We start from the raw sequence: 19,058 nt of genomic DNA on the forward strand, positions 1-19,058 counted from the left end.
ACTGCTCAGTGGGGATCAGTACCGGTCGACGGTGGGCGGAGCGGGCATCGTGTACCCGGACGGGCCGACCGTCTCGGTGAATGCTTCAGCCCACGCACCGGAAGAGATCATCTTCTCGATAGCGTCGTTGATCTTGCCGCGGCCTTCGGAATCGTCCTTGGCCAAGCCGATTCCGTAATTTTCGGTCGTGAACGGCTCACCGGCGATACGGAATGCACCGGGGGACTGTGCCGCGTAACCGGCGAGAATGATGTCGTCGGTGGTGACTGCGTCGACCTTGCCGTTGCGCAGTGCTTCGACGCACGCCGAGTAGGTGTCGAATTCCTGGAGCTGGACATCCTTGGCGTAGGTGTCCTTCACCTTCTGGGCGGGGGTGGACCCAGCCACCGAGCACAGGATCTTGCCACCGTTCAGTGATTCGGGGCCGGTGATGTCGGTGTTGTCGGCATTGACGAGCAGCGACTGGCCGGCGACGAAGTACGGTCCCGCGAAGCCGACCTTTTCCTTACGCGCGTCGGTGATGGAGTACGTCGCGACGATGTAGTCGACCTCGCCGTTCTGGATCAATGTCTCGCGCTGGGCGGACGGTGACTCCTTGAACGTGATGTTCTCGGGCGTGACGCCCAATTCGTTTGCAACGTACTTCGCGACCTCGACGTCGAAACCGGTGTACGTGCCGTCTGCGTTGCGCAGGCCGAGTCCTGGCTGGTCGAACTTGATGCCGATGGTGAGCTTGCCGTCAGCGGCGTTCTCGCTGACCGTCTTGCTCTCCTCGCCGCCGCCGCAGGCGGTTGCTGCGAATGCAATGGCCATGATTCCGATTCCGAAACGGACGGAACGATTGATCTTCATGGAGATCCTCTCAATTGTGTCGACATTCGAACTGTGCAGTCGAGACGGGTGTCTTGTGGACGTCGCTGCGGGACTTGATCAGTGCGTGAGGATCTTTCCGAGGAAGTCCTTGGCCCGATCCGACTTGGGGTGGGTGAAGAACTCTGTCGGGTTGGTGTCTTCGACGATTTGGCCGTCGGCCATGAACAGCACCCGATCGCCGGCCTTGCGGGCGAATCCCATCTCGTGGGTGACTACAAGCATGGTCATGCCTTCTTTGGCGAGGGAGGTCATGACGTCGAGGACTTCGTTGACCATCTCGGGGTCGAGGGCAGAGGTGGGCTCGTCGAACAGCATCACCTTCGGCTGCATCGCGAGCGCGCGAGCAATGGCAACACGCTGCTGCTGACCACCGGAAAGCTGTGCCGGGTACTTGTCGGCCTGATTGGCGATGCCGACGCGTTCGAGCAACTGTAGTGCCGTCTTCTTGGCGTCATCCTTCTTCGCCTTACGGACCTTCATCGGTGCGAGCATGACGTTCTCGAGGATCGTCTTGTGCGCGAACAGGTTGAAGGACTGAAAGACCATGCCGACATCGGCGCGAAGTGCGGCAAGGGCTTTGCCCTCCTCAGGGAGGGTTTTGCCGTCGACGGCGATGGTGCCCGAGTCGATGGGTTCGAGGCGATTGATGGTTCGGCACAGAGTCGACTTACCGGAGCCCGACGGACCAAGGACGATCACTACTTGGCCCTTGGGTACTTCGAGATTGACCTCTTGCAGGACGTGAAGTTCCCCGAAGTGTTTGTTCACCGAGGTCATCGAAATCATGGATGTGGAATCGCCGGAGGTAGTCGGCGTCGTCGCATCGTCGGCTTGGGTCATAACCGAGAACCTTAGGCGTAGTTTCCGTCTGTGCCCCGCATTTCGCCGGGGTTCCGCGTAACGGTAGTGAAAATTTTACGCCGTTGACGTTTATGTGGCGCTTTGTCGGTTTACCTGGGCGTTATTACACGTCGTAGTGGACGTGAGCTAGGCTGAAGCGTGTCACTGATCGACGAAAAGACCTCTACCGCGCCCGCGGCGACCACCGCTGAACCCTCGGCAACCACCGCAGCGCCTCCTGCCCGCACGTATGAAGTGCGGACTCACGGATGCCAGATGAACGTCCATGATTCCGAGCGTCTGTCGGGACTTCTCGAAGATGCGGGCTATCGCAAGGTGGAGTCCGGTGTCGATCCCGACCTTGTGGTCTTCAACACCTGTGCCGTCCGCGAGAATGCCGACAACAAACTGTACGGAACACTCGGTATGTTGGCGCAGAACAAGAAGGCCAAACCCGACATGCAGATTGCTGTCGGTGGATGCCTTGCGCAAAAGGACCGCGAGACCGTCGTCAAGAAGGCGCCGATCGTCGACGTGGTCTTCGGAACGCACAATATCGGTTCGCTGCCTGCTCTACTCGACCGTGCGCGCCACAATCAACGGGCCGAGGTCGAGATCCTCGACGCGCTGGAGGCATTTCCGTCGACACTGCCCGCGAAGCGTGAATCTGCCTATGCCGGTTGGGTTTCCATCTCGGTTGGCTGTAACAACACCTGCACGTTCTGCATCGTCCCAGCCTTGCGCGGCAAGGAAGTTGATCGCCGTCCGGGCGACATCCTGGCCGAGGTGCAGGCCCTCGTGAACGAAGGCGTGTCCGAGGTGACTCTGCTCGGTCAGAACGTCAACGCATACGGCGTGTCCTTTGCCGACCCCGAGCAACCGCGCGATCGCGGGGCCTTTGCGTCCCTGCTGAAGGCGTGCGGAAATATCGAGGGACTCGAGCGCGTCCGGTTCACGTCACCGCACCCCGCGGAATTCACCGACGACGTCATCGACGCCATGGCGACCACTGCCAATGTGTGCCCGCAGTTGCACATGCCGTTGCAGTCCGGGTCCGACAAGGTCCTCAAGGCGATGAAGCGTTCCTACCGCAAGTCCAAGTACCTCGGCATCATCGAGAAGGTGCGTGCCGCGATGCCGCACGCCGCGATCACCACCGACATCATCGTGGGCTTCCCCGGCGAAACCGAAGAGGACTTCCAGGAAACCCTGGATGTCGTGCGCAAGGCGCGGTTCTCGAATGCGTACACGTTCCAGTACTCCATCCGCCCGGGCACACCAGCGGCAGAGATGGAAGACCAGATCCCCAAGGACGTGGTCCAGGAACGCTACGTCAGGCTTCTGGCGGTGCAGGAAGAAGTCAACATCGAAGAGAACCGCAAACTCGTGGGCACCGAAGTGGAGCTCCTTGTTGCGGCAGGTGAAGGCCGTAAGAATGCGGCGACGCACCGTATGAGCGGTCGCGCACGCGATGGGCGCTTGGTGCATTTCCGGCCCGAAGGCAACCTGAACTCCTCGATTCGCCCCGGCGACGTCGTGACGGTGGTCATCACGCACGGAGCGCCGCACCACCTCGTTGCCGACGACGGAGTGCTCACCCATCGGCGCACACGCGCCGGAGATTCTTTCGACCAGGGCATCACGCCCAAGACCGCACCGATCGGTGTCGGTCTCGGACTGCCGAAGATCGGTGCCCCAGCCCCACAACCCGTCCAGATGGGATGCAATTCATGAGTTCAGCACACGACAACAGGACGTCGCCTTCCGGTGACGACGCCTCGTTCGAGGAATATCGTTCCGATTTGGACGCCGTCGAGCGAAAGATTGCCGGCGAAATCGATCCGGGTGTTCGAGCGATGGTTGTTGCGATAGCCGTTCTGGTGCTCGTCGGAACGCTTGCGCTTCCGCACTCCGGAGCAGCCAACGGCTGGGACGTCTTGGCGTTCAACCAGGATGCGGTTTCCGAGCGCATCGCACTGTTCTCACGACTGTATGTCTGGTTTGTTGTGATCTTCGGCATCGGATTCTCGATGCTCGCGTTGGTCACGCGTCGTTGGTCGGTGGCCTGGATCGCGCTGGCCGGTAGTGCGGTCGCAAGTGCGCTCGGCATGATGGCAATTTGGTCGCGTCAGACAATTCCCGAAGCGTTCCACGTAGCCGGACCGTCGATCGGACTTGTCATCGGCTGGTTCACCGTGATGTTCCTGACGTTCCACTGGCTCAAGGTCGTCTGGGCGCGCACGACAATCCAGTTGGCTGCCGAGGAACAGCGCCGGATCGCTGCGGCGGAAGCTGAGAAAAACCAGGAGTGGAACGCCGGCTGACCCCGCGGGGCCAGCCGACGGTAAACCCAGTCAGTCGTTCACTGCGCCTTCGGCTGCGTCTGCCCACTCTTGCCACTGCTTGGCCTGAGCGCGCGCCTTCTCCGCATCCTTGGTCTTGCCGGCAGCTTCAGCCTTCGCGGCCTGCTCCTCGAACTGCGTGACCCGTTCCTTGAACTGGGCTACGCGGGCGAGGGCCTCCGGGTCGGTACGACGCCACTGCGCGTCGACGGCATCACGGACCTTGCTCTCGAGAGCGCGGAGCCGTGCCTCGAGGTCCTGCATGCGATCACGTGGGACCTTGCCGATGGCATCCCACTTCTCCTGAAGATCACGCAGTGACGCGCGGGCACTGTCGAGGCCGTGCTCGGGATCGATGTTGGCGTGCGAGGCCAACAGCGCTTCCTTGGCTTTGGCGTTCTCCTCGAACTCTGCGTCGCGTTCTGCTGCTGCGGAATTACGCGCTGCAAAGAAGACGTCCTGCGCGGTCTTGAAGCGTTCCCACAGAGTGTCGTCGGCCTCGCGAGGAGCGCGACCTGCGGCCTTCCACTCGGTCAGAAGATCGCGGAACTGCCCCGCTGTCGGTCCCCATTCGGTGGACGTCGACAGCTTTTCGGCGCGCTCGACCAATTCTTCCTTGGTGGATCGGGCGCTGGCCCGGTCTCGGTCCAATTCAGCGAAGTGGGCGCCGCGTCGGCGGTTGAAGGATTCGCGGGCTTTGGAGTACCGCTTCCACAGGGCGTCGTCGACCTTGCGATCGATACCGCGGATGGTCTTCCACTCGTCGAGAATTTCGCGGAGACGATCGCCGGCGGTCTTCCACTGGGTGGATTGGGTGCCGATCTGCTCGGCCTCGACAGCCAGGGCTTCCTTGCGGGCCGTGTTGGTTGCCCGCGACTGCTCCTTCTCCTCCTTGGCGTGAGCTGCGGCTTCGTCGGAACCGGCAATGATGTGATCGAGGCGTGTGGCAAGCGCGTCGAGATCGCCGATCACGGCTGCCGTGGGAAGAGTTTCCAGAAGTGCAACGGCCGCGGTCTTGGTCTTCTTCGCATCACCGGCGCCCGAGGTCAGTCGCGCCTCGAGGAGAGTGACCTCGGTGGCGAGGTCGTCGTAGCGACGACCGAAGTGGGCCAGCCCCTCGGCGGCGTCACCGGCCTGCCACGATCCGATCTGGCGTTCTCCGTCGGCAGTCTTCACCCAGGCGGTGCCGTCTTCCTCGACGCGGCCGAACTTGCTCGGGTCGCTTGCCGGGGTAGTCGGTACGGCCGGTCGGCTGGCTGCCGGTCCTGGCCGTGGCGCGCCTGGCCGCGGTCCACCAGGTTTCGGAGCGCCCGGTTTGGGCGTCGACGCGCTCGGCTTGGCGGCACCGGGTGTTGGTGTGCCGGGTGCCGAGCTGGTCTCTGTTCCGGTGGTGGGTTCGCTGTTCTCGGTCATCGGTCCTCGTCTCTGCCGCGCGTCACGGCTGCCTGATCGCATTCCTGGTTCCATTGAACCCGGTACTCACGTTCTAGGACTATTGAATCAGGTAACAGGGTGTCAGGTTGTCACCTCGGGTTGGACTAGCGTGGCATCTGTGTTCACAGCTGCCGCACTGGTCCCGTCACCCCCACTTCTTGTTCCCCAATTGTCGGGTGACTCGGCCCCAGCCGGCGAGGTCAGGGCGGCTGCGCTCCAGGTGGTTCGCGAACTTGCAGCCACGGCGACGCGATGGATTGCCGTGGGCGCAGACACCGAGAAAGTCCTGGAAATGGCGGGAGCAGCGGGTGTAGGACGGGGAGAGGTGGGGACCTTTGCCGGCTTCGGAGCTGACGTTCGCACCCAACTCGACGGTGATGCGCAGGGACCGGCCAATCCGGAGCTGCCGCTGACTGCTCTGATCGCGGGCTGGCTTCGCGAGCAGGCCGGGCCGGACGTGTCCGTCGACGTACACCTGATTTCAACCAACGCGTCGGTGGACGAATGCCGCACACTCGGCGCGCACCTGCGTGAACTCTTGGACGCCGGAGACGAACCGGTCGGCCTGCTGGTCCTCGCGGATGGTGCGTCGACTTTGACCCCCAAGGCGCCGGGCAGCTTCGACGAGCGGGCCGCGCCAATTCAGGCGGTGATCGACGCTGCGCTCGAGCAGGGTGATCGGGCGGTGCTTCTGGATCTGGATCCTGCGCTGTGCGAGGAGATAGGTGCGTCGGGCCGAGCTGCGTGGCAGGTGTTGGCGTCGGTCTTCACCGAGCAACCCGACGCGGTGGCGCACTACAGCAGTGCACCGCTCGGCGTCGGCTATCACGTCGGGATGTGGCGCCCGTGACCAAAACCGGGGATTCCAAAACTGGGGATTGTCGACCCATTGCCGTGGTCGGTCCGACGGCTGCGGGTAAGTCCGATCTCGCGCTGGATCTGGCGCAGGAGTTCGGCGGCGAGATCATCAACATCGACGCGATGCAGCTCTATCGCGGCATGGATATCGGAACTGCAAAACTTCCATCCGCTGAACGTCGGGGGATTCCGCATCACCTGCTCGACGTGCTCGATGTCACCGAGACGGCCACTGTGGCGCGGTACCAACACGACGCCATCACCATCGCGGAACGGCTGATGGCGGCGGGCACAGTGCCCGTCATCGTCGGTGGTTCCATGATGTACGTGCAGTCACTTCTCGACGAGTGGGCCTTCCCGGCTACGGACCCTGTGGTGCGTGCGCGGTGGGAGGCCGTTCTTGCCGACGAGGGGATTGCGGCGGTGCACGCCGCACTGGTGGCGGCGGACCCCACTGCGGCTGCGTCGATTCTTCCGACCGACGGCCGCCGTATGGTGCGCGCGCTCGAGGTCGTGGAGTTGACCGGTCAGCCCTTCGCGGCATCAGCTCCGCAGATCGGTGAACCTCGTTGGGGCACAAGAATATTGGGTGTCGATCGGGAGACGGAACAGTTGGATGCGCGCATTCGGCTGCGTACGGAGTTGATGTTCGACGCCGGATTGGTCGGTGAGGTCGAGGCGTTGATCGAGCACGGTCTGCGCGACGGCGTGACCGCGCCGCGAGCGATCGGCTATTCGCAGGTGCTGGCTCATCTCGACGGCGAGTACGACCTCGCGGAGGCGCTGGAGCGCACATTTATCGGGACTCGTCGATACGTTCGGCGTCAGCGGTCGTGGTTCCGTCGCGATAAGCGAGTGCACTGGCTCGACGGCGGCGCTGACGGTTTGCTGGACGCTGCGCGCGCAGCTGTACTGGGGGAAATGCGCTAGTTGCCTGGCCCGGTGTGTAACGAATCCCCGAATTCAGCTATCTTACAGTTATGGCTATTGGTCATGGCGATCAGCTGACGAAGGGTGAAGAGAACATGGTGCAGACCGCGGCGCACGCTCGAACGCCCCGCAGGCGCAAGACAACTCTGCCCCTGGTTCTTCTCCTCGTCGTGTTTCTCGCAGCGGGTGGCATCCTTGTCTATCTGGCTGTCAGTGCCGCGGGAAAACCGATCAGCGCACCATTGCCTGATGCTCCGTTCGAGGTCGGAACAGCGCCGGACCCCGGCATGGTCTGGGCTCCCGCACCGACCGACCTGCCGCCCAGCACACTCGCGATCCCGGACCTCGACGTGCGGGCCGACATCGTGACCAGTGGTCTGGGCGCAAATCGCGGCATGATCCTTCCGCACCCCGACAAGGTCTCGCACTTCCTCAACGACGTGCACTTCGGTGAGCCGGACGGCACCAATCTTGTTGCCGGGCACGTCGACGACGGTGACCGCACCCACGGCGCGCTCTGGCCGTTGCACCAGATCAAGCCGGGAACGCCGATCTATGCCACCGACGACGCAGGCACCATGTACACCTACACCGCGGCAAGTCTGAAGCTCTACGAGAAGGTGGCGCTGCCGGCCGAGTTCTTCGAGGACACGGGTGCTCCGAGGCTGGTCCTGGTTACCTGCGGCGGTCCGACAGTTCCCGATCCGTCGATGCCCTCCGGATTCACGTACGAGCACAACCTGGTGGTCACCGCCTCACCGGCGTAAAGGTCCTGTCGGTCCGGATAGAATGGCGCCCATGGATTTCAGCAAGGGCCACGGCACTCAGAACGACTTTGTCGTGCTTCCCGACCTCGATGTCGCGATCGATCTCGAGCCGGCGCGCGTCGCCGCGCTCTGCGACCGTCGTCAGGGGTTGGGCGCCGATGGGATTCTGCGTGTCGCGCGGGCGGGTGCACTCGCCGACGCCGGTGTCCTGACCGAGATTCCGGCGGGAATTGCCGCAGACGACTGGTTCATGGACTACCGCAACGGTGACGGCTCGATCGCCGAGATGTGCGGCAACGGTGTTCGGGTGTTCGCGCATTACCTGACTGCGTCCGGCCTCGAGAACCGTCGCGAGTTCGTGGTCGGAAGCCGGGCCGGTGCGAGGCCGGTGGTAGTTCACGCCACAGGCGCCACCGCGGGTGATGTGACGGTTGGCATGGGAACCGTCACCGAGTTGGGAACCAGCAGCGCCAGCATCGAGGGCCGGGCCTTCACCGGACTGGGAATCGATGTCGGCAATCCGCACCTGGCCTGCGTCGAGAAGGATCTGCGCGCCGAGCAGTTGGTGGCACTCGATCTGTCTATCGCACCGGCATTCGATCCGGCATTCTTCCCGCACGGCGTCAATGTGGAATTCGTGACGCCACTCGAAGACGGTGGCGTCAGCATGCGTGTGTACGAGCGGGGAGTGGGCGAGACGCGCTCGTGCGGAACCGGAACTGTTGCCGCAGCCGCCGCGGCGCTGCGCCATGACGGTCGCAGTGACGGCACCGTCGCCGTCAAGGTTCTCGGCGGAGCGGTTCAGGTTGCGATCGACAAGGGCGTCGCCGAGCTTCGCGGACCGTCGGTTCTGCTCGCAGCCGGATCGATCAGCGACGACTGGTGGCGTTCACTTGCATGAGCTGCGTATGCCGTGCGCGAAAAGCGGATGCGCCGCTGTGAGGTTTCGTGGGAACATGGATCTTGTATGACGAAATCACATGACAATCAAGAATCCACTGCAGACGAGTCTGCAGAATCGTTTGCTGCCGACTCAGGTGCCGACTATTCACCGGCAGGCGAGCAGGCCGAGTACACAGCCGCCGGCGACGAGTCCGATTACGCAGCCGACGAGTCCGACTACGCAGCGTCCTCCGGTTCGGGAACGCCGTCGGTTGGCGAGATGCAGCTCTCCGAGCGTGGTGCATTGCGCCGCGTTGCGGGTCTGTCCACCGAGTTGGAAGACGTCACCGAGGTCGAGTACCGCCAGCTGCGCCTCGAGCGGGTTGTCCTGGTCGGTGTCTGGACCCAGGGGACTGCCGAGCAGGCGGAGTCCAGTATGGCCGAGTTGGCTGCGCTGGCGGACACGGCCGGTTCCGAGGTTCTCGACAGCCTCGTGCAGCGCCGCGACAAACCCGACACGGCTACGTACATCGGTTCCGGTAAGTCCCAGGAACTTCGTGAAATGGTGCTCTCGACCGGCGCCGACACGGTCGTCTGCGACGGTGAACTGACACCTGCGCAGCTCACCGCGCTGGAGAAGATCGTCAAGGTCAAGGTCATCGACCGCACGGCGCTGATTCTCGATATCTTTGCTCAACACGCCACCTCCCGCGAAGGCAAAGCTCAGGTCGCTTTCGCTCAGATGGAGTACATGCTGCCGCGTCTGCGCGGTTGGGGCGAGTCGATGTCGCGCCAGGCTGGTGGCCGCGCCGGCAGCAACGGCGGTGTGGGTCTGCGTGGTCCAGGTGAGACCAAGATCGAAACCGACCGTCGACGCATTCGTGAGCGCATGGCAAAACTGCGGCGCGAGATCAAGGCCATGAAGGCGGCCCGTGACACCAAACGGACGCGTCGACTGCGCAGCGACATCCCCGCAGTTGCCATCGTCGGCTACACCAACGCCGGTAAGTCGAGCTTGCTCAATTCGCTCACCGGCGCAGGCGTACTGGTGGAAAACGCACTGTTCGCAACGCTGGATCCGACTACTCGTCGCGCGTCGCTCGAAGACGGCCGCGAGTACGTACTGACCGACACTGTTGGTTTCGTGCGGCATCTCCCCACCCAGTTGATCGAGGCATTCCGCTCGACCCTGGAAGAAGTTGCCGACGCGGATCTGCTGATGCACGTCGTTGACGGTTCCGATGCGTTGCCCACCGAGCAGATCAAAGCCGTTCGGGAAGTGATCACGGACGTACTGCGCGAAACCAATTCACCTGCGCCGCCGGAGTTGATCGTGGTGAACAAGATCGACGCCGCAGATCCGGTCACGCTCACGCAATTGCGTGCGTTGCTTCCCGGCGCAGTGTTCGTCTCGGCCAAGACCGGCGAGGGAATTGCGGAACTGCGGGCTCACCTTGCCGAGGTTCTGGTGCGCCCCGACGTGGAAGTCGACGTCCTGGTTCCGTATCACCGCGGCGATCTGATGGCAAAGATCCATTCCGACGGAACAATTCTGGAGTCTGCTCACGAAGAGTCGGGCACCCGGGTTCACGCCCGAGTTCCACAGATGTTGGCGTCAGCTTTGGTCGAGTACGCACCGAGTGCGTAGTTCGCGCCTCGCGACTGTCGCCGCCGCCGGCGCGATGATAGTCCTGCTGTCCGGAAGTGCTGGAGCACAATCGAATACACCCGTCCCGGAGGCGGGTGTATTCGAGCCGCTCTGCACGCCGACCGATCCCGGACTCGAGGAACTCTCCGGCCTGGTGGCCGTCGGCAACCGGATCTACGCGGTCGGCGACAGTGGGAACGACGACGTAGTCCTGGAACTGGACACCGATTGTGTTGTGCGAAAACGGATTCCCGTTCCGATCGAACCGTACGACGTCGAGGATCTGGCGTCGTACGACGGATCGCTGATTCTCGCGGACATCGGCGACAACCTCAGGACCCGCGAGACCATCGCCTTCATCACGCTTGACCTTGCATCGGGTAGCGCCTCGTTGCATCGCGCGACCTACCCTGACGGACCGCATGACGCCGAAGCTGTGCTGGTCGATCGAAGTGGTCGCGTATTTGTCGTGACGAAGGAACTTTTCGGAACGAGCAGCATCTACACTCCCGCGCAGGGGCAGAGTCTCTCCGCGCTGGCCGAGCCCGGGCCAACACCCCTGACGCGAGTCGGCACGCTCAGCACCGGGGACGGGACCGCCGCTTCGATGTTCACGGGCGGCGCGGTGTCCACAGACGGTTCGGTGGTGGCTCTGCGGAACTATTCGGATGTCTATCTCTACACGGTCGGCGACGAGGGAATCGGCGCCGCACTCACCGAGGGGCAGCCGCTACGCATCTCGACGCCGTATCAACCTCAAGGCGAGTCGGTTACCTTCACGGCTGCCGGAGATCTGGTGATCGGTTCTGAGTCGAAGGGCGGAGCGCTCCCGCCGCTGTACGTGATGCGCGGGGCTGTCGAGAAGGCACTGGCGTCGCAAAACAGCGAGTCGTACGTGGCAGATATATCTGCGGGAGAGTCGCGCGAAGAGTCGAGTAACGCAGCGGTGTGGGGCATTGGCGGCGCTGTTGTTGCGCTCGCCATCGGTGGTGGTGTGCTCGTCCGCGTGCGCAAGCGCAGATAAACAGCACCGAAGCCGGACACTCGCACGAGCGTCCGGCTTCGGTGACGGCGATTCAGGCGTCGAGATCAGCAGCAACCAACTCGGCAACCTTCTCGAGGGCGTCGATGTCGTCGGATTCGATGGTGACTTCGGCACCCTTGGCGGCGCCGAGCGTCATGATCATGAGCGCTGAGCCTGCGTCGACTGGTTCCTCGCCGGCGACCGCGAGGGTCACGGTGGCTCCGGAGGCGCCCACGGCTTCGGCGATGAGGGCAGCGGGGCGAGCGTGGAGGCCGACTGCGGAACCTACGGCAACTGTCTTACTTGGCATGAGAACTCCTCAGGGTGGTGGTGGGTGTGATGTCGATCATGCCGCAGCGGGCACGATTTCGGGGTCCAACTCGGCGTCTGTCGGGCCACTTCGGATGAACTGTTTTGCGCCGATAACCGCCAGCGCAGCTACGACGGTTCCGGCGGCGAGAGAAACCAGGAACCAGCCGATTCCGCCGACTGCGAAGAATACGAAGATTCCGCCGTGCGGTGCGCTCAGTGTGACGTCGAATGCCATTATCAGACCGCCGGTGATGGCGCCGCCGGCCATCATCGAGGGAATAACGCGCAGCGGGTCGGCAGCGGCGAAGGGGATGGCGCCTTCGGAGATGAAGGCAGCGCCGAGCAACCATGCAGCTTTTCCGTTTTCGCGTTCCGCTTCACTGAACAACTGGGGACGCAGGACGGTGGAGGCAAGTGCCATCGCGAGCGGCGGGACCATGCCGGCTGCCATGACGGCGGCCATGATGCGCAGCGATGCGGGGTCGTTGACGTTCAAGCCGGCTACCGCGAAGGCGTAAGCAGCCTTGTTGACCGGTCCGCCCAGGTCGAAGCACATCATCAGGCCGAGGATGATGCCGAGGAAGATGGCGGAGCTACCCGAGAGTCCGTTGAGCCAGTCGGTGAGTCCGGTGGTGATCGCGGCCAAGGGGCGGCCGAGGACCAGGAACATCAGCGCGCCGACGATCATGGTGGCGAACAGCGGAATGATCACGACGGGCATCAATCCGCGGAGCCACTGCGGTACGGAGATCCGGCCGATGTACAGCGCGACAACACCAGCGATCAGACCACCGACGAGACCGCCGATGAATCCGGCACCGACAAAGACGGCCACGGCGCCGGCCGTGAAACCGGGAGCGATACCTGGCCGGTCGGCGATCGCAAAGGCTATGTAACCCGCGAGAGCCGGAACGAGGAAGCTGAAGGCCAGTGAACCGATCTGGAACAGAACGGCGCCGAGGTAGGTGGCGAGGCCGCCGTCGGGCAGGTCTGTCAGTGAGTTGTTGAGAACGATGTCGCCGGCGGGACCGGAGATCTCGTAACCGCCGAGGAGGAAGCCGAGTGCGATGAGCAAACCACCGGCGGCGACAAACGGAATCATGTAGCTGACGCCGGTCAGAAGGACCTGGCGCAGGTGCGTGCCGAACCCGACATCGCCGGTCTCGCCGTCGTCCGAGCCGTCGGCGACAACCCCGTCCACCGTTGCCGCTGAGGGATTGTCCGCGGCACGGAGTGCTTCGGCGAGCATCTTGTCCGGTTCGTTGATCGCCCGTTTCACTCCGGACGCCACGACGGGTTTACCGGCGAACCGCTCGCGGCCCTTCACCCCGACATCGGTGGCAAAGATGACGGCCGCGGCACTGGCGATGAGCGACGGAGAGAGCGGTGTGCTGCCGCTCGAACCCTGTGTTTCCACGTGGACCGTGACACCGGCGCGTTCACCGGCGGCGACGAGGGAATCAGCGGCCATGTAGGTGTGAGCGATACCGGTGGGGCAGGCCGTCACGGCAACGACGTGTCGCTCGGCAGCGGGAGCGGCAGGCGCGGCCGGTTCCGGTGTCGTCGGTTCCGCAGAGTGTTTCGCTGTGGAAACAGCGGCAGCTGCAGGCTCAGGAGTTGCCGGCTTTGCCGGTGCCGGATTAAGCACCTCGTCGACCAACCGCACGATCTCATCCGGTGTCGGGGCTTCCCGAAGGGACGTGACGAATGCGGGTCGCACCAGGGCGCGAGCCAGCGACGACAGGAGTTTCATGTGCTCTGCGCCGGCGCCCTCGGGGGCGGCGATCAGGAACACCAGGTCTGCGGGACCGTCGGGGGCGCCGAAATCGACCTTCGGATCGAGGCGCGCAAATCCCAGCGACGCCGACGTCACGGCCTCGGCGCGGCAATGCGGAATCGCGATTCCGCCGGGCAGGCCGGTGGCAGACTGCGCTTCGCGCGCAAGTGCTGCGTCGACCAGACCTTCGGCGTTGTCGGCCCGTCCCGCCGCAGTCAGTCGCGCGGCCAGCGCGCGGATGACGTCCTCTTTCGAGGCGCCGAGGTTGGTGTCGAGTGAGATCAGTTCAGGGCTGATGATCGGGGAGCCGGAACTGCGTGCAGTGGGTTCGGACATGTCGATTTCCTTACGGCGTCAGGCGAGTTCGGTGGGCAGGGCGGATGCGGATGTGGCAGACGAGATCGTGACGCCTGCAAGATCGACTTGTTCTGGAGTCGGGAGGGTAGTGCCGGGGAGGGATGCGGCAGCGCTTCCGTAGGCGACAGCGTGGCGAAGGCATTCACCTGGATCGGCCCCGGCAGTCGCCGCGAGGATGTATCCGGCAAGTGAGGAATCGCCCGCCCCGACGGTGCTGACCGCGACGATCGGGGGCGCAGTGGCAATCCAGGCGCCTTCGGCGGTGACCAGTACGGCTCCCGCTGCTCCGAGGGTCGCGAGCACCGCCCCGACACCGCGTTCGACCAGAAGTGTGGCCGCAGCGATCGCGGGCCCTGGATCGCCTTCTTGCGCAGCATTTTCCAGGGCATTTCCGTCGACGCCGGTGAGTTGCGCCAACTCTTCGCCGTTGGGCTTGAGGAGATCCGGCGCCGTGTGCGGAAAGTTCTCGGCAAGAGCGGACAGTGGTGCGTCGGAGGTGTCGACCGCGACCTTGCACGGGTGATCGCGCAGTGCCGCAACAAGTTCGCCGTACCAGCCGGGATCAACGCCCGGTGGAATGGAACCGGACAGAACGATCCAGCTGGCTACATCTGCTCGTGAGACGAGCTCGCGTGCCAGGTTGTCGAGTGTCGAACCGGAGAGTGCCGCGCCGGGTTCGTTGATCTTTGTTGTCGTTCCATCCGGCTCGGCGACGGTGATGTTGGTGCGCGCGAGGCCTTCGGTAGCGACGCCGAGGTGGGGGATTGCGCCTTCGGCAAGTGTGCTGAGCAGCGGATCGCCCGGGTTTCCGGGAAGAATGGCGAGAACCTCGAGTTTCGCCGCGCTCAGGACGCGGGCCACATTCACCCCCTTGCCGCCCGGATCGCTGCGGGTGGAGTGGGCTCGCAGTACTGAGCCTCGCTGCAGTGGTTGCTCCAGCTGCACCGTTCGATCGATGCTCGGGTTGGCTGTCAGGGTGACGATCATTCGATGACTACCTCGATTCCCTGGTCGTGGAACTCGGACGTGTCGGTCGGGGTGATGTCCTCGTCGGTGATGAGGACGTCGATACTGCTCAACGGCGCGAAGCTGATGAGATGCTCGCGGCCCACCTTGCTTGAATCTGCCAGTACCACTACGTGATTGGCGGCCTTGACCATTGCTCGTTTGACTGCAGCCTCCTCACTGTCCGGGGTGGACAGCCCGTGTCCGAGGCTGATGGCGTTGGTACCGATGAAAGCGACATCGACGCGCAAGGTGCCGAGCAGTCGTAGGGCGTCCTCGCCGACCGCTGCTTGGGTGACTCCGCGAACCCGGCCTCCGACGAGGATGAGTGACACCGAGTTCATCGACGCGAGTCGCGCTCCGATCGGAACGGAATTGGTGACTGCCGTGAAATCGAGATCGGTCGGAATCTCGGGAACCATCCGGCCGGTGGTGGTGCCGGCGTCGAAGAGTGCGCTACCGCCGTTCGGCGGCAGGTACGACAGCGCGCAGCGGGCGATGCGGTCTTTCTGCTCCGCGCGGGTTTGATCACGTTCGGCCATGCCGGGTTCGGTCACGTGCAGTGAGGCGGTGGGTACTGCGCCGCCGTGGACGCGTCGTACCTGCCCGATTCGTTCGAGAAAGGCCAGATCGCGCCTGACGGTTTCGGTGGTGACGCCGAAGGTCTCGGACAGTGCCGCCACGGACATGCGTCCTCGCTGCGACACCATCGTGCCTATCGCTTGTTGGCGTTCTTCCGCGTACACAGTCTCTCCGTTGCTGGTGCCGGTTGTGATTCGCGGGTGCGGTGCGAGTCACAGTCAATGTTGCTTTATGTTGTTTTACGCCCGAGTGTGTTGACATGTCAAGAGTTGCGAGTAATCTTCGTCACAACAAAGCTGAACAGGAAGTCAGCGCGGCGTGGGACCTACGGTTGGTAGCCAGTCGGGCAAATCGTTTCTAGGAGGACCGATGACCGAACAGATCGATATCGCGAGTGTGCATGGAACACCGGTTGTTCCCGGAGTCGCTTACGGCCCGGCAATCTGGCCGTCCCAGCGCCCCGAGTTGATCGCAGAAGCCCCACCACTGGACGAGTCGGTTCGGGCCGCCGCTCAGGACGATTTCATCGCGGCGGCCAAGACAGTCGAAGGTCGACTGCTCGCCCGAGCGGCCTCCGCGACCGGCGCTGCCGCAGAGGTGCTCACGGCAAATGCGGCTATGGCGGCTGACCGCGGCTGGATCGCAATAGCGAAGAAATCCATCGCTGCCGGGGTACCTCCGGTTCAGGCCACCATTGCGGCGACCGAACAGTTCGTGACGATGTTCACGAAACTCGGCGGGGTGATGGCAGAGCGTGTGACGGACCTCAAGGACATTCGCGATCGGGTGATCGCCGAGCTGTCCGGACTGCCCGAACCCGGAATTCCCGCCCCCGAGACGCCGTCCGTTCTGTGCGCCGACGATCTTGCGCCGGCCGACACCGCTGGCCTCGATGCAACCAAGATCATCGGACTCGTGACCATCCTCGGAGGTCCCACCAGCCACACCGCGATCATCGCGCGCCAACTGGGGATTCCGTGCATCGTGGCCGTCAAGGATCTCGAGACGGTGCAAGCCGGTACTCCCGTACTGATCGACGGAACCACCGGAGAGGTGATCAGCAATCCTGACGCCGACACGGCAAAGGCACAGGTCGAGCAGTCCAGACTCGAGCGTGAGCGGGTCAGCACCTGGGTGGGTCCAGGGCAGACAGCTGACGGTCGGCCCGTCGACGTACTGGCCAATGTCCAGGACGGCGCCGGCGCCCGCGCGGCAGCGCTCACCGCTGCCGACGGTATCGGGCTGTTCCGCACCGAACTTTGCTTCCTCGGACGCGAAACCGAGCCGACCGTGGACGAGCAGGCGGCAATCTACACAGAAGTTCTGGAAGCGTTTGCGGGCAAGAAGATCATCATCCGCACCCTCGACGCCGGTTCGGACAAGCCATTGAAGTTCGCCAATCACCAGGATGAGGCGAATCCCGCTCTCGGTGTTCGAGGTGTGCGAATTGCGTGGCAGGACATGGGGATTCTCGATCGGCAACTCGACGCGATCGCCGCCGCAGCAGCTGGTACGGGCTCGTCGCCGTGGGTCATGGCGCCGATGATCGCGACCCCGGCGGAAGCCAAGCGCTTTGCCGAGGCCGTCCGAGTCCGTGGCCTCGTTCCCGGCGTCATGGTCGAGGTCCCGGCTGCGGCGTTGCTCGCTGATCAGATCCTCGAGCACGTCGAGTTTCTCTCCGTCGGCACCAACGACTTGGCTCAGTACACGATGGCAGCTGATCGGATGTCGTCCGAACTGGCCGAGCTCACCGATCCGTGGCAACCGGCAGTGCTCGCGCTGGTGGCTCGGACCGCACAGGCCGGTCAGGCAGTCGGTAAGCGCGTCGGTGTGTGCGGCGAGGCTGCGGCCGACCCGTTGTTGGCGTGCGTTCTTGCCGGACTCGGTGTTTCGTCACTCTCGTGTGCTGCCGCGTCCGTTGCGGGCGTCGGAGCCAAGGTCGGTTCGGTCACGATGGAGCAGTGCGTCGCTGCGGCGGCCGCAGTTCTTGCCACCGGCGATCCGGCGTCGGCACGAAAAGCTGCTGCACTCGCCCTGAGTTGAACCGAATGAGGTCGCAGTACCAGCACTGACCTAGTATTTCGGGCTGTGACTAAACGAGAAACGACGACCGGGGCCAGCGGAATCGGTTGGACTGTCCACGGCGACGGTAAACGAATTGCCGACGGTGCTGTGGTGCGCCCGGACGAACGGCTCAGTTGGCCCCGAACCGTCGGCATCGGGATGCAGCACGTCATCGCGATGTTCGGCGCGACACTGCTCGTGCCGACGATTACCGGCTTTCCGGTCACGACCACTCTGCTGTTCTCGGGTATCGGCACCGCGCTGTTCCTGATCATCACCAAAGGACGGATTCCGAGTTACCTCGGTTCGTCGTTTGCGTTCATCGCACCGCTGACGGCGTCGGCTGGGTCCGGCCCGGCCGCGCAGCTCGGTGCGGTCATGGCGGTCGGCATCGTGCTGATGCTCATCGGTGTTGCCGTGCGCGTGATCGGCGGACGGGTGATCGACGCGGTCATGCCTCCTGTGGTGACCGGTGCCGTCGTGGCGTTGATCGGTCTCAACCTCGCGCCGACCGCAGCCGGGTCGTATCAGTCGCAGCCCCTGATCGCGACAGTGACGTTGTTCTCGATTCTTCTGGTCACCGTGGTCGGACCGGGCTTGCTCGGCCGACTCGGAATCCTGGTCGGCGTCGTGATCGGCTGGATTTTTGCCGCAATCTACGGTGGCCTCGACAGCGAGCGCGTTACTGCACTTCGTGAGGCCGACTGGTTCGGTGTCCCGAGCTTGCACGGTCCGTCGTTCGACTGGTCCGTCATCGTGCTGGCATTGCCCGTCGTGATCGTTCTGGTGGCCGAGAACGTCGGACACGTCAAGGCTGTGTCGGCGATGACCGGAAAGTCGTTGGACGACCTCGCCGGAAACGCACTCTTTGCCGACGGTCTGGCAACGACGTTGGCCGGCGCGGGCGGAGGATCGGGAACTACGACGTATGCCGAGAACATCGGCGTGATGGCTGCTACCCGCGTCTACTCGACTGCGGCCTACTGGGTCGCGGCGGCCACCGCGGTGGTCCTGGCGTTCTCGCCCAAGTTCGGTGCGCTGGTGTTCACCGTTCCGAACGGTGTCATCGGCGGTGCGACCATGGTCCTCTACGGCCTCATCGGCATTCTCGGTGTTCGGATCTGGATGGAAGCGAAGGTCGATTTCACCGATCCCGTGAACCTCACTGTGGCTGCTGCCGCGCTGGTCGCCGGTATCGGCAACCTGACCCTGACCATCGGCTCGGTCGAACTCGGTGGCATCGCCTGGGGTTCGATCGGCATCCTCGTCGCGTACCCGGTCATGCGTTATCTCGCCAAGTTCCGTACTTCGAGTAACAGTTAACCGGTACAGTCACGAATCGTGATCGTTCGGGTCATCGACG

At 63.7% G+C, this 19,058-nt stretch carries 17 protein-coding genes; 10 read left to right on the forward strand and 7 right to left on the reverse strand.

All coding sequences use genetic code 11. From position 1 onward, the window contains the following. Positions 1–15: 15 nt before the first annotated feature. A complete protein-coding gene (locus V2B23_RS00910; protein WP_430948615.1) occupies positions 16–852 on the reverse strand; it encodes a glutamate ABC transporter substrate-binding protein in 837 nt (278 codons plus the stop codon). A gap of 78 nt (positions 853–930) precedes the next feature. Further along, positions 931–1,659: a glutamate ABC transporter ATP-binding protein GluA gene (gene gluA / locus V2B23_RS00915; protein WP_430949150.1), complete on the reverse strand. Its 729-nt coding sequence runs from the start codon at positions 1,657–1,659 to the stop codon at positions 931–933. A 309-nt stretch (positions 1,660–1,968) separates the two neighbouring features. Here gluA and miaB point away from each other — a divergent pair, with 309 nt between their 5' ends. Further along, positions 1,969–3,447 (forward strand): tRNA (N6-isopentenyl adenosine(37)-C2)-methylthiotransferase MiaB, encoded by a 1,479-nt coding sequence (miaB, locus tag V2B23_RS00920; RefSeq protein ID WP_430949151.1) that lies wholly within the window; start codon positions 1,969–1,971, stop codon positions 3,445–3,447. Next, positions 3,444–4,037 carry an Rv2732c family membrane protein gene (locus V2B23_RS00925; RefSeq protein ID WP_430948616.1) on the forward strand — a complete coding sequence of 198 codons (594 nt, stop codon included), beginning with the start codon at positions 3,444–3,446 and terminating at the stop codon, positions 4,035–4,037. The genes miaB and V2B23_RS00925 overlap by 4 nt, the downstream gene beginning before the upstream one ends. Before the next feature lie 30 nt (positions 4,038–4,067). On the opposite strand, the gene V2B23_RS00930 is transcribed toward V2B23_RS00925, so the two are convergent. Then, a complete protein-coding gene (locus V2B23_RS00930; RefSeq protein WP_430948617.1) occupies positions 4,068–5,468 on the reverse strand; it encodes a DUF349 domain-containing protein in 1,401 nt (466 codons plus the stop codon). A gap of 139 nt (positions 5,469–5,607) precedes the next feature. On the opposite strand from V2B23_RS00930, the gene V2B23_RS00935 reads away from it, so the two are divergent. The 6 genes from V2B23_RS00935 to V2B23_RS00960 all read left to right on the forward strand — a co-directional run bounded on the left by V2B23_RS00935 (position 5,608) and on the right by V2B23_RS00960 (position 11,598). Continuing rightward, positions 5,608–6,339 (forward strand): class III extradiol dioxygenase subunit B-like domain-containing protein, encoded by a 732-nt coding sequence (locus V2B23_RS00935; protein WP_430948618.1) that lies wholly within the window; start codon positions 5,608–5,610, stop codon positions 6,337–6,339. Then, positions 6,336–7,277 (forward strand): tRNA (adenosine(37)-N6)-dimethylallyltransferase MiaA, encoded by a 942-nt coding sequence (gene miaA, locus V2B23_RS00940; protein ID WP_430948619.1) that lies wholly within the window; start codon positions 6,336–6,338, stop codon positions 7,275–7,277. Before V2B23_RS00935 ends, miaA begins: the two co-directional genes overlap by 4 nt. A gap of 50 nt (positions 7,278–7,327) precedes the next feature. After that, a complete protein-coding gene (locus V2B23_RS00945) occupies positions 7,328–8,044 on the forward strand; it encodes a class F sortase (protein ID WP_430948620.1) in 717 nt (238 codons plus the stop codon). Between the two features lie 31 nt (positions 8,045–8,075). After that, positions 8,076–8,945: a diaminopimelate epimerase gene (gene dapF / locus V2B23_RS00950; RefSeq protein ID WP_430948621.1), complete on the forward strand. Its 870-nt coding sequence runs from the start codon at positions 8,076–8,078 to the stop codon at positions 8,943–8,945. Positions 8,946–9,011: 66 nt separating this feature from the next. Further along, positions 9,012–10,574: a GTPase HflX gene (gene hflX / locus V2B23_RS00955; protein ID WP_430948622.1), complete on the forward strand. Its 1,563-nt coding sequence runs from the start codon at positions 9,012–9,014 to the stop codon at positions 10,572–10,574. After that, entirely contained in the window at positions 10,567–11,598 is a 1,032-nt protein-coding gene (locus V2B23_RS00960) for a hypothetical protein (RefSeq protein ID WP_430948623.1), read from the forward strand. Before hflX ends, V2B23_RS00960 begins: the two co-directional genes overlap by 8 nt. 52 nt (positions 11,599–11,650) lie before the next feature. Here the strand turns inward: V2B23_RS00960 and V2B23_RS00965 are convergent, their stop codons facing one another. The 4 genes from V2B23_RS00965 to V2B23_RS00980 are packed head-to-tail and all read right to left on the reverse strand — an operon-like array spanning position 11,651 to position 15,795. Next, positions 11,651–11,908 carry an HPr family phosphocarrier protein gene (locus V2B23_RS00965; protein WP_033234824.1) on the reverse strand — a complete coding sequence of 86 codons (258 nt, stop codon included), beginning with the start codon at positions 11,906–11,908 and terminating at the stop codon, positions 11,651–11,653. Between the two features lie 36 nt (positions 11,909–11,944). Beyond that, positions 11,945–14,023, reverse strand: a complete 2,079-nt coding sequence (locus tag V2B23_RS00970) for a PTS fructose transporter subunit IIABC (protein ID WP_430948624.1) — start codon at positions 14,021–14,023, stop codon at positions 11,945–11,947. Positions 14,024–14,041: 18 nt separating this feature from the next. Continuing rightward, positions 14,042–15,031: a 1-phosphofructokinase gene (gene pfkB / locus V2B23_RS00975; protein ID WP_430948625.1), complete on the reverse strand. Its 990-nt coding sequence runs from the start codon at positions 15,029–15,031 to the stop codon at positions 14,042–14,044. Further along, on the reverse strand, positions 15,028–15,795 hold the full coding sequence (locus V2B23_RS00980; RefSeq protein ID WP_430948626.1) for a DeoR/GlpR family DNA-binding transcription regulator: 768 nt from the start codon (positions 15,793–15,795) through the stop codon (positions 15,028–15,030). Before V2B23_RS00980 ends, pfkB begins: the two co-directional genes overlap by 4 nt. 205 nt (positions 15,796–16,000) lie before the next feature. On the opposite strand from V2B23_RS00980, the gene V2B23_RS00985 reads away from it, so the two are divergent. Then, a complete protein-coding gene (locus V2B23_RS00985; RefSeq protein ID WP_430948627.1) occupies positions 16,001–17,674 on the forward strand; it encodes a phosphoenolpyruvate--protein phosphotransferase in 1,674 nt (557 codons plus the stop codon). Between the two features lie 45 nt (positions 17,675–17,719). Further along, a complete protein-coding gene (locus V2B23_RS00990) occupies positions 17,720–19,018 on the forward strand; it encodes a uracil-xanthine permease family protein (protein WP_430948628.1) in 1,299 nt (432 codons plus the stop codon). The last annotated feature ends 40 nt before the right edge of the window (positions 19,019–19,058 follow it).

Source organism: Rhodococcus sp. 24CO, assembly GCF_050586165.1.
Lineage (GTDB): Bacteria > Actinomycetota > Actinomycetes > Mycobacteriales > Mycobacteriaceae > Rhodococcus_F.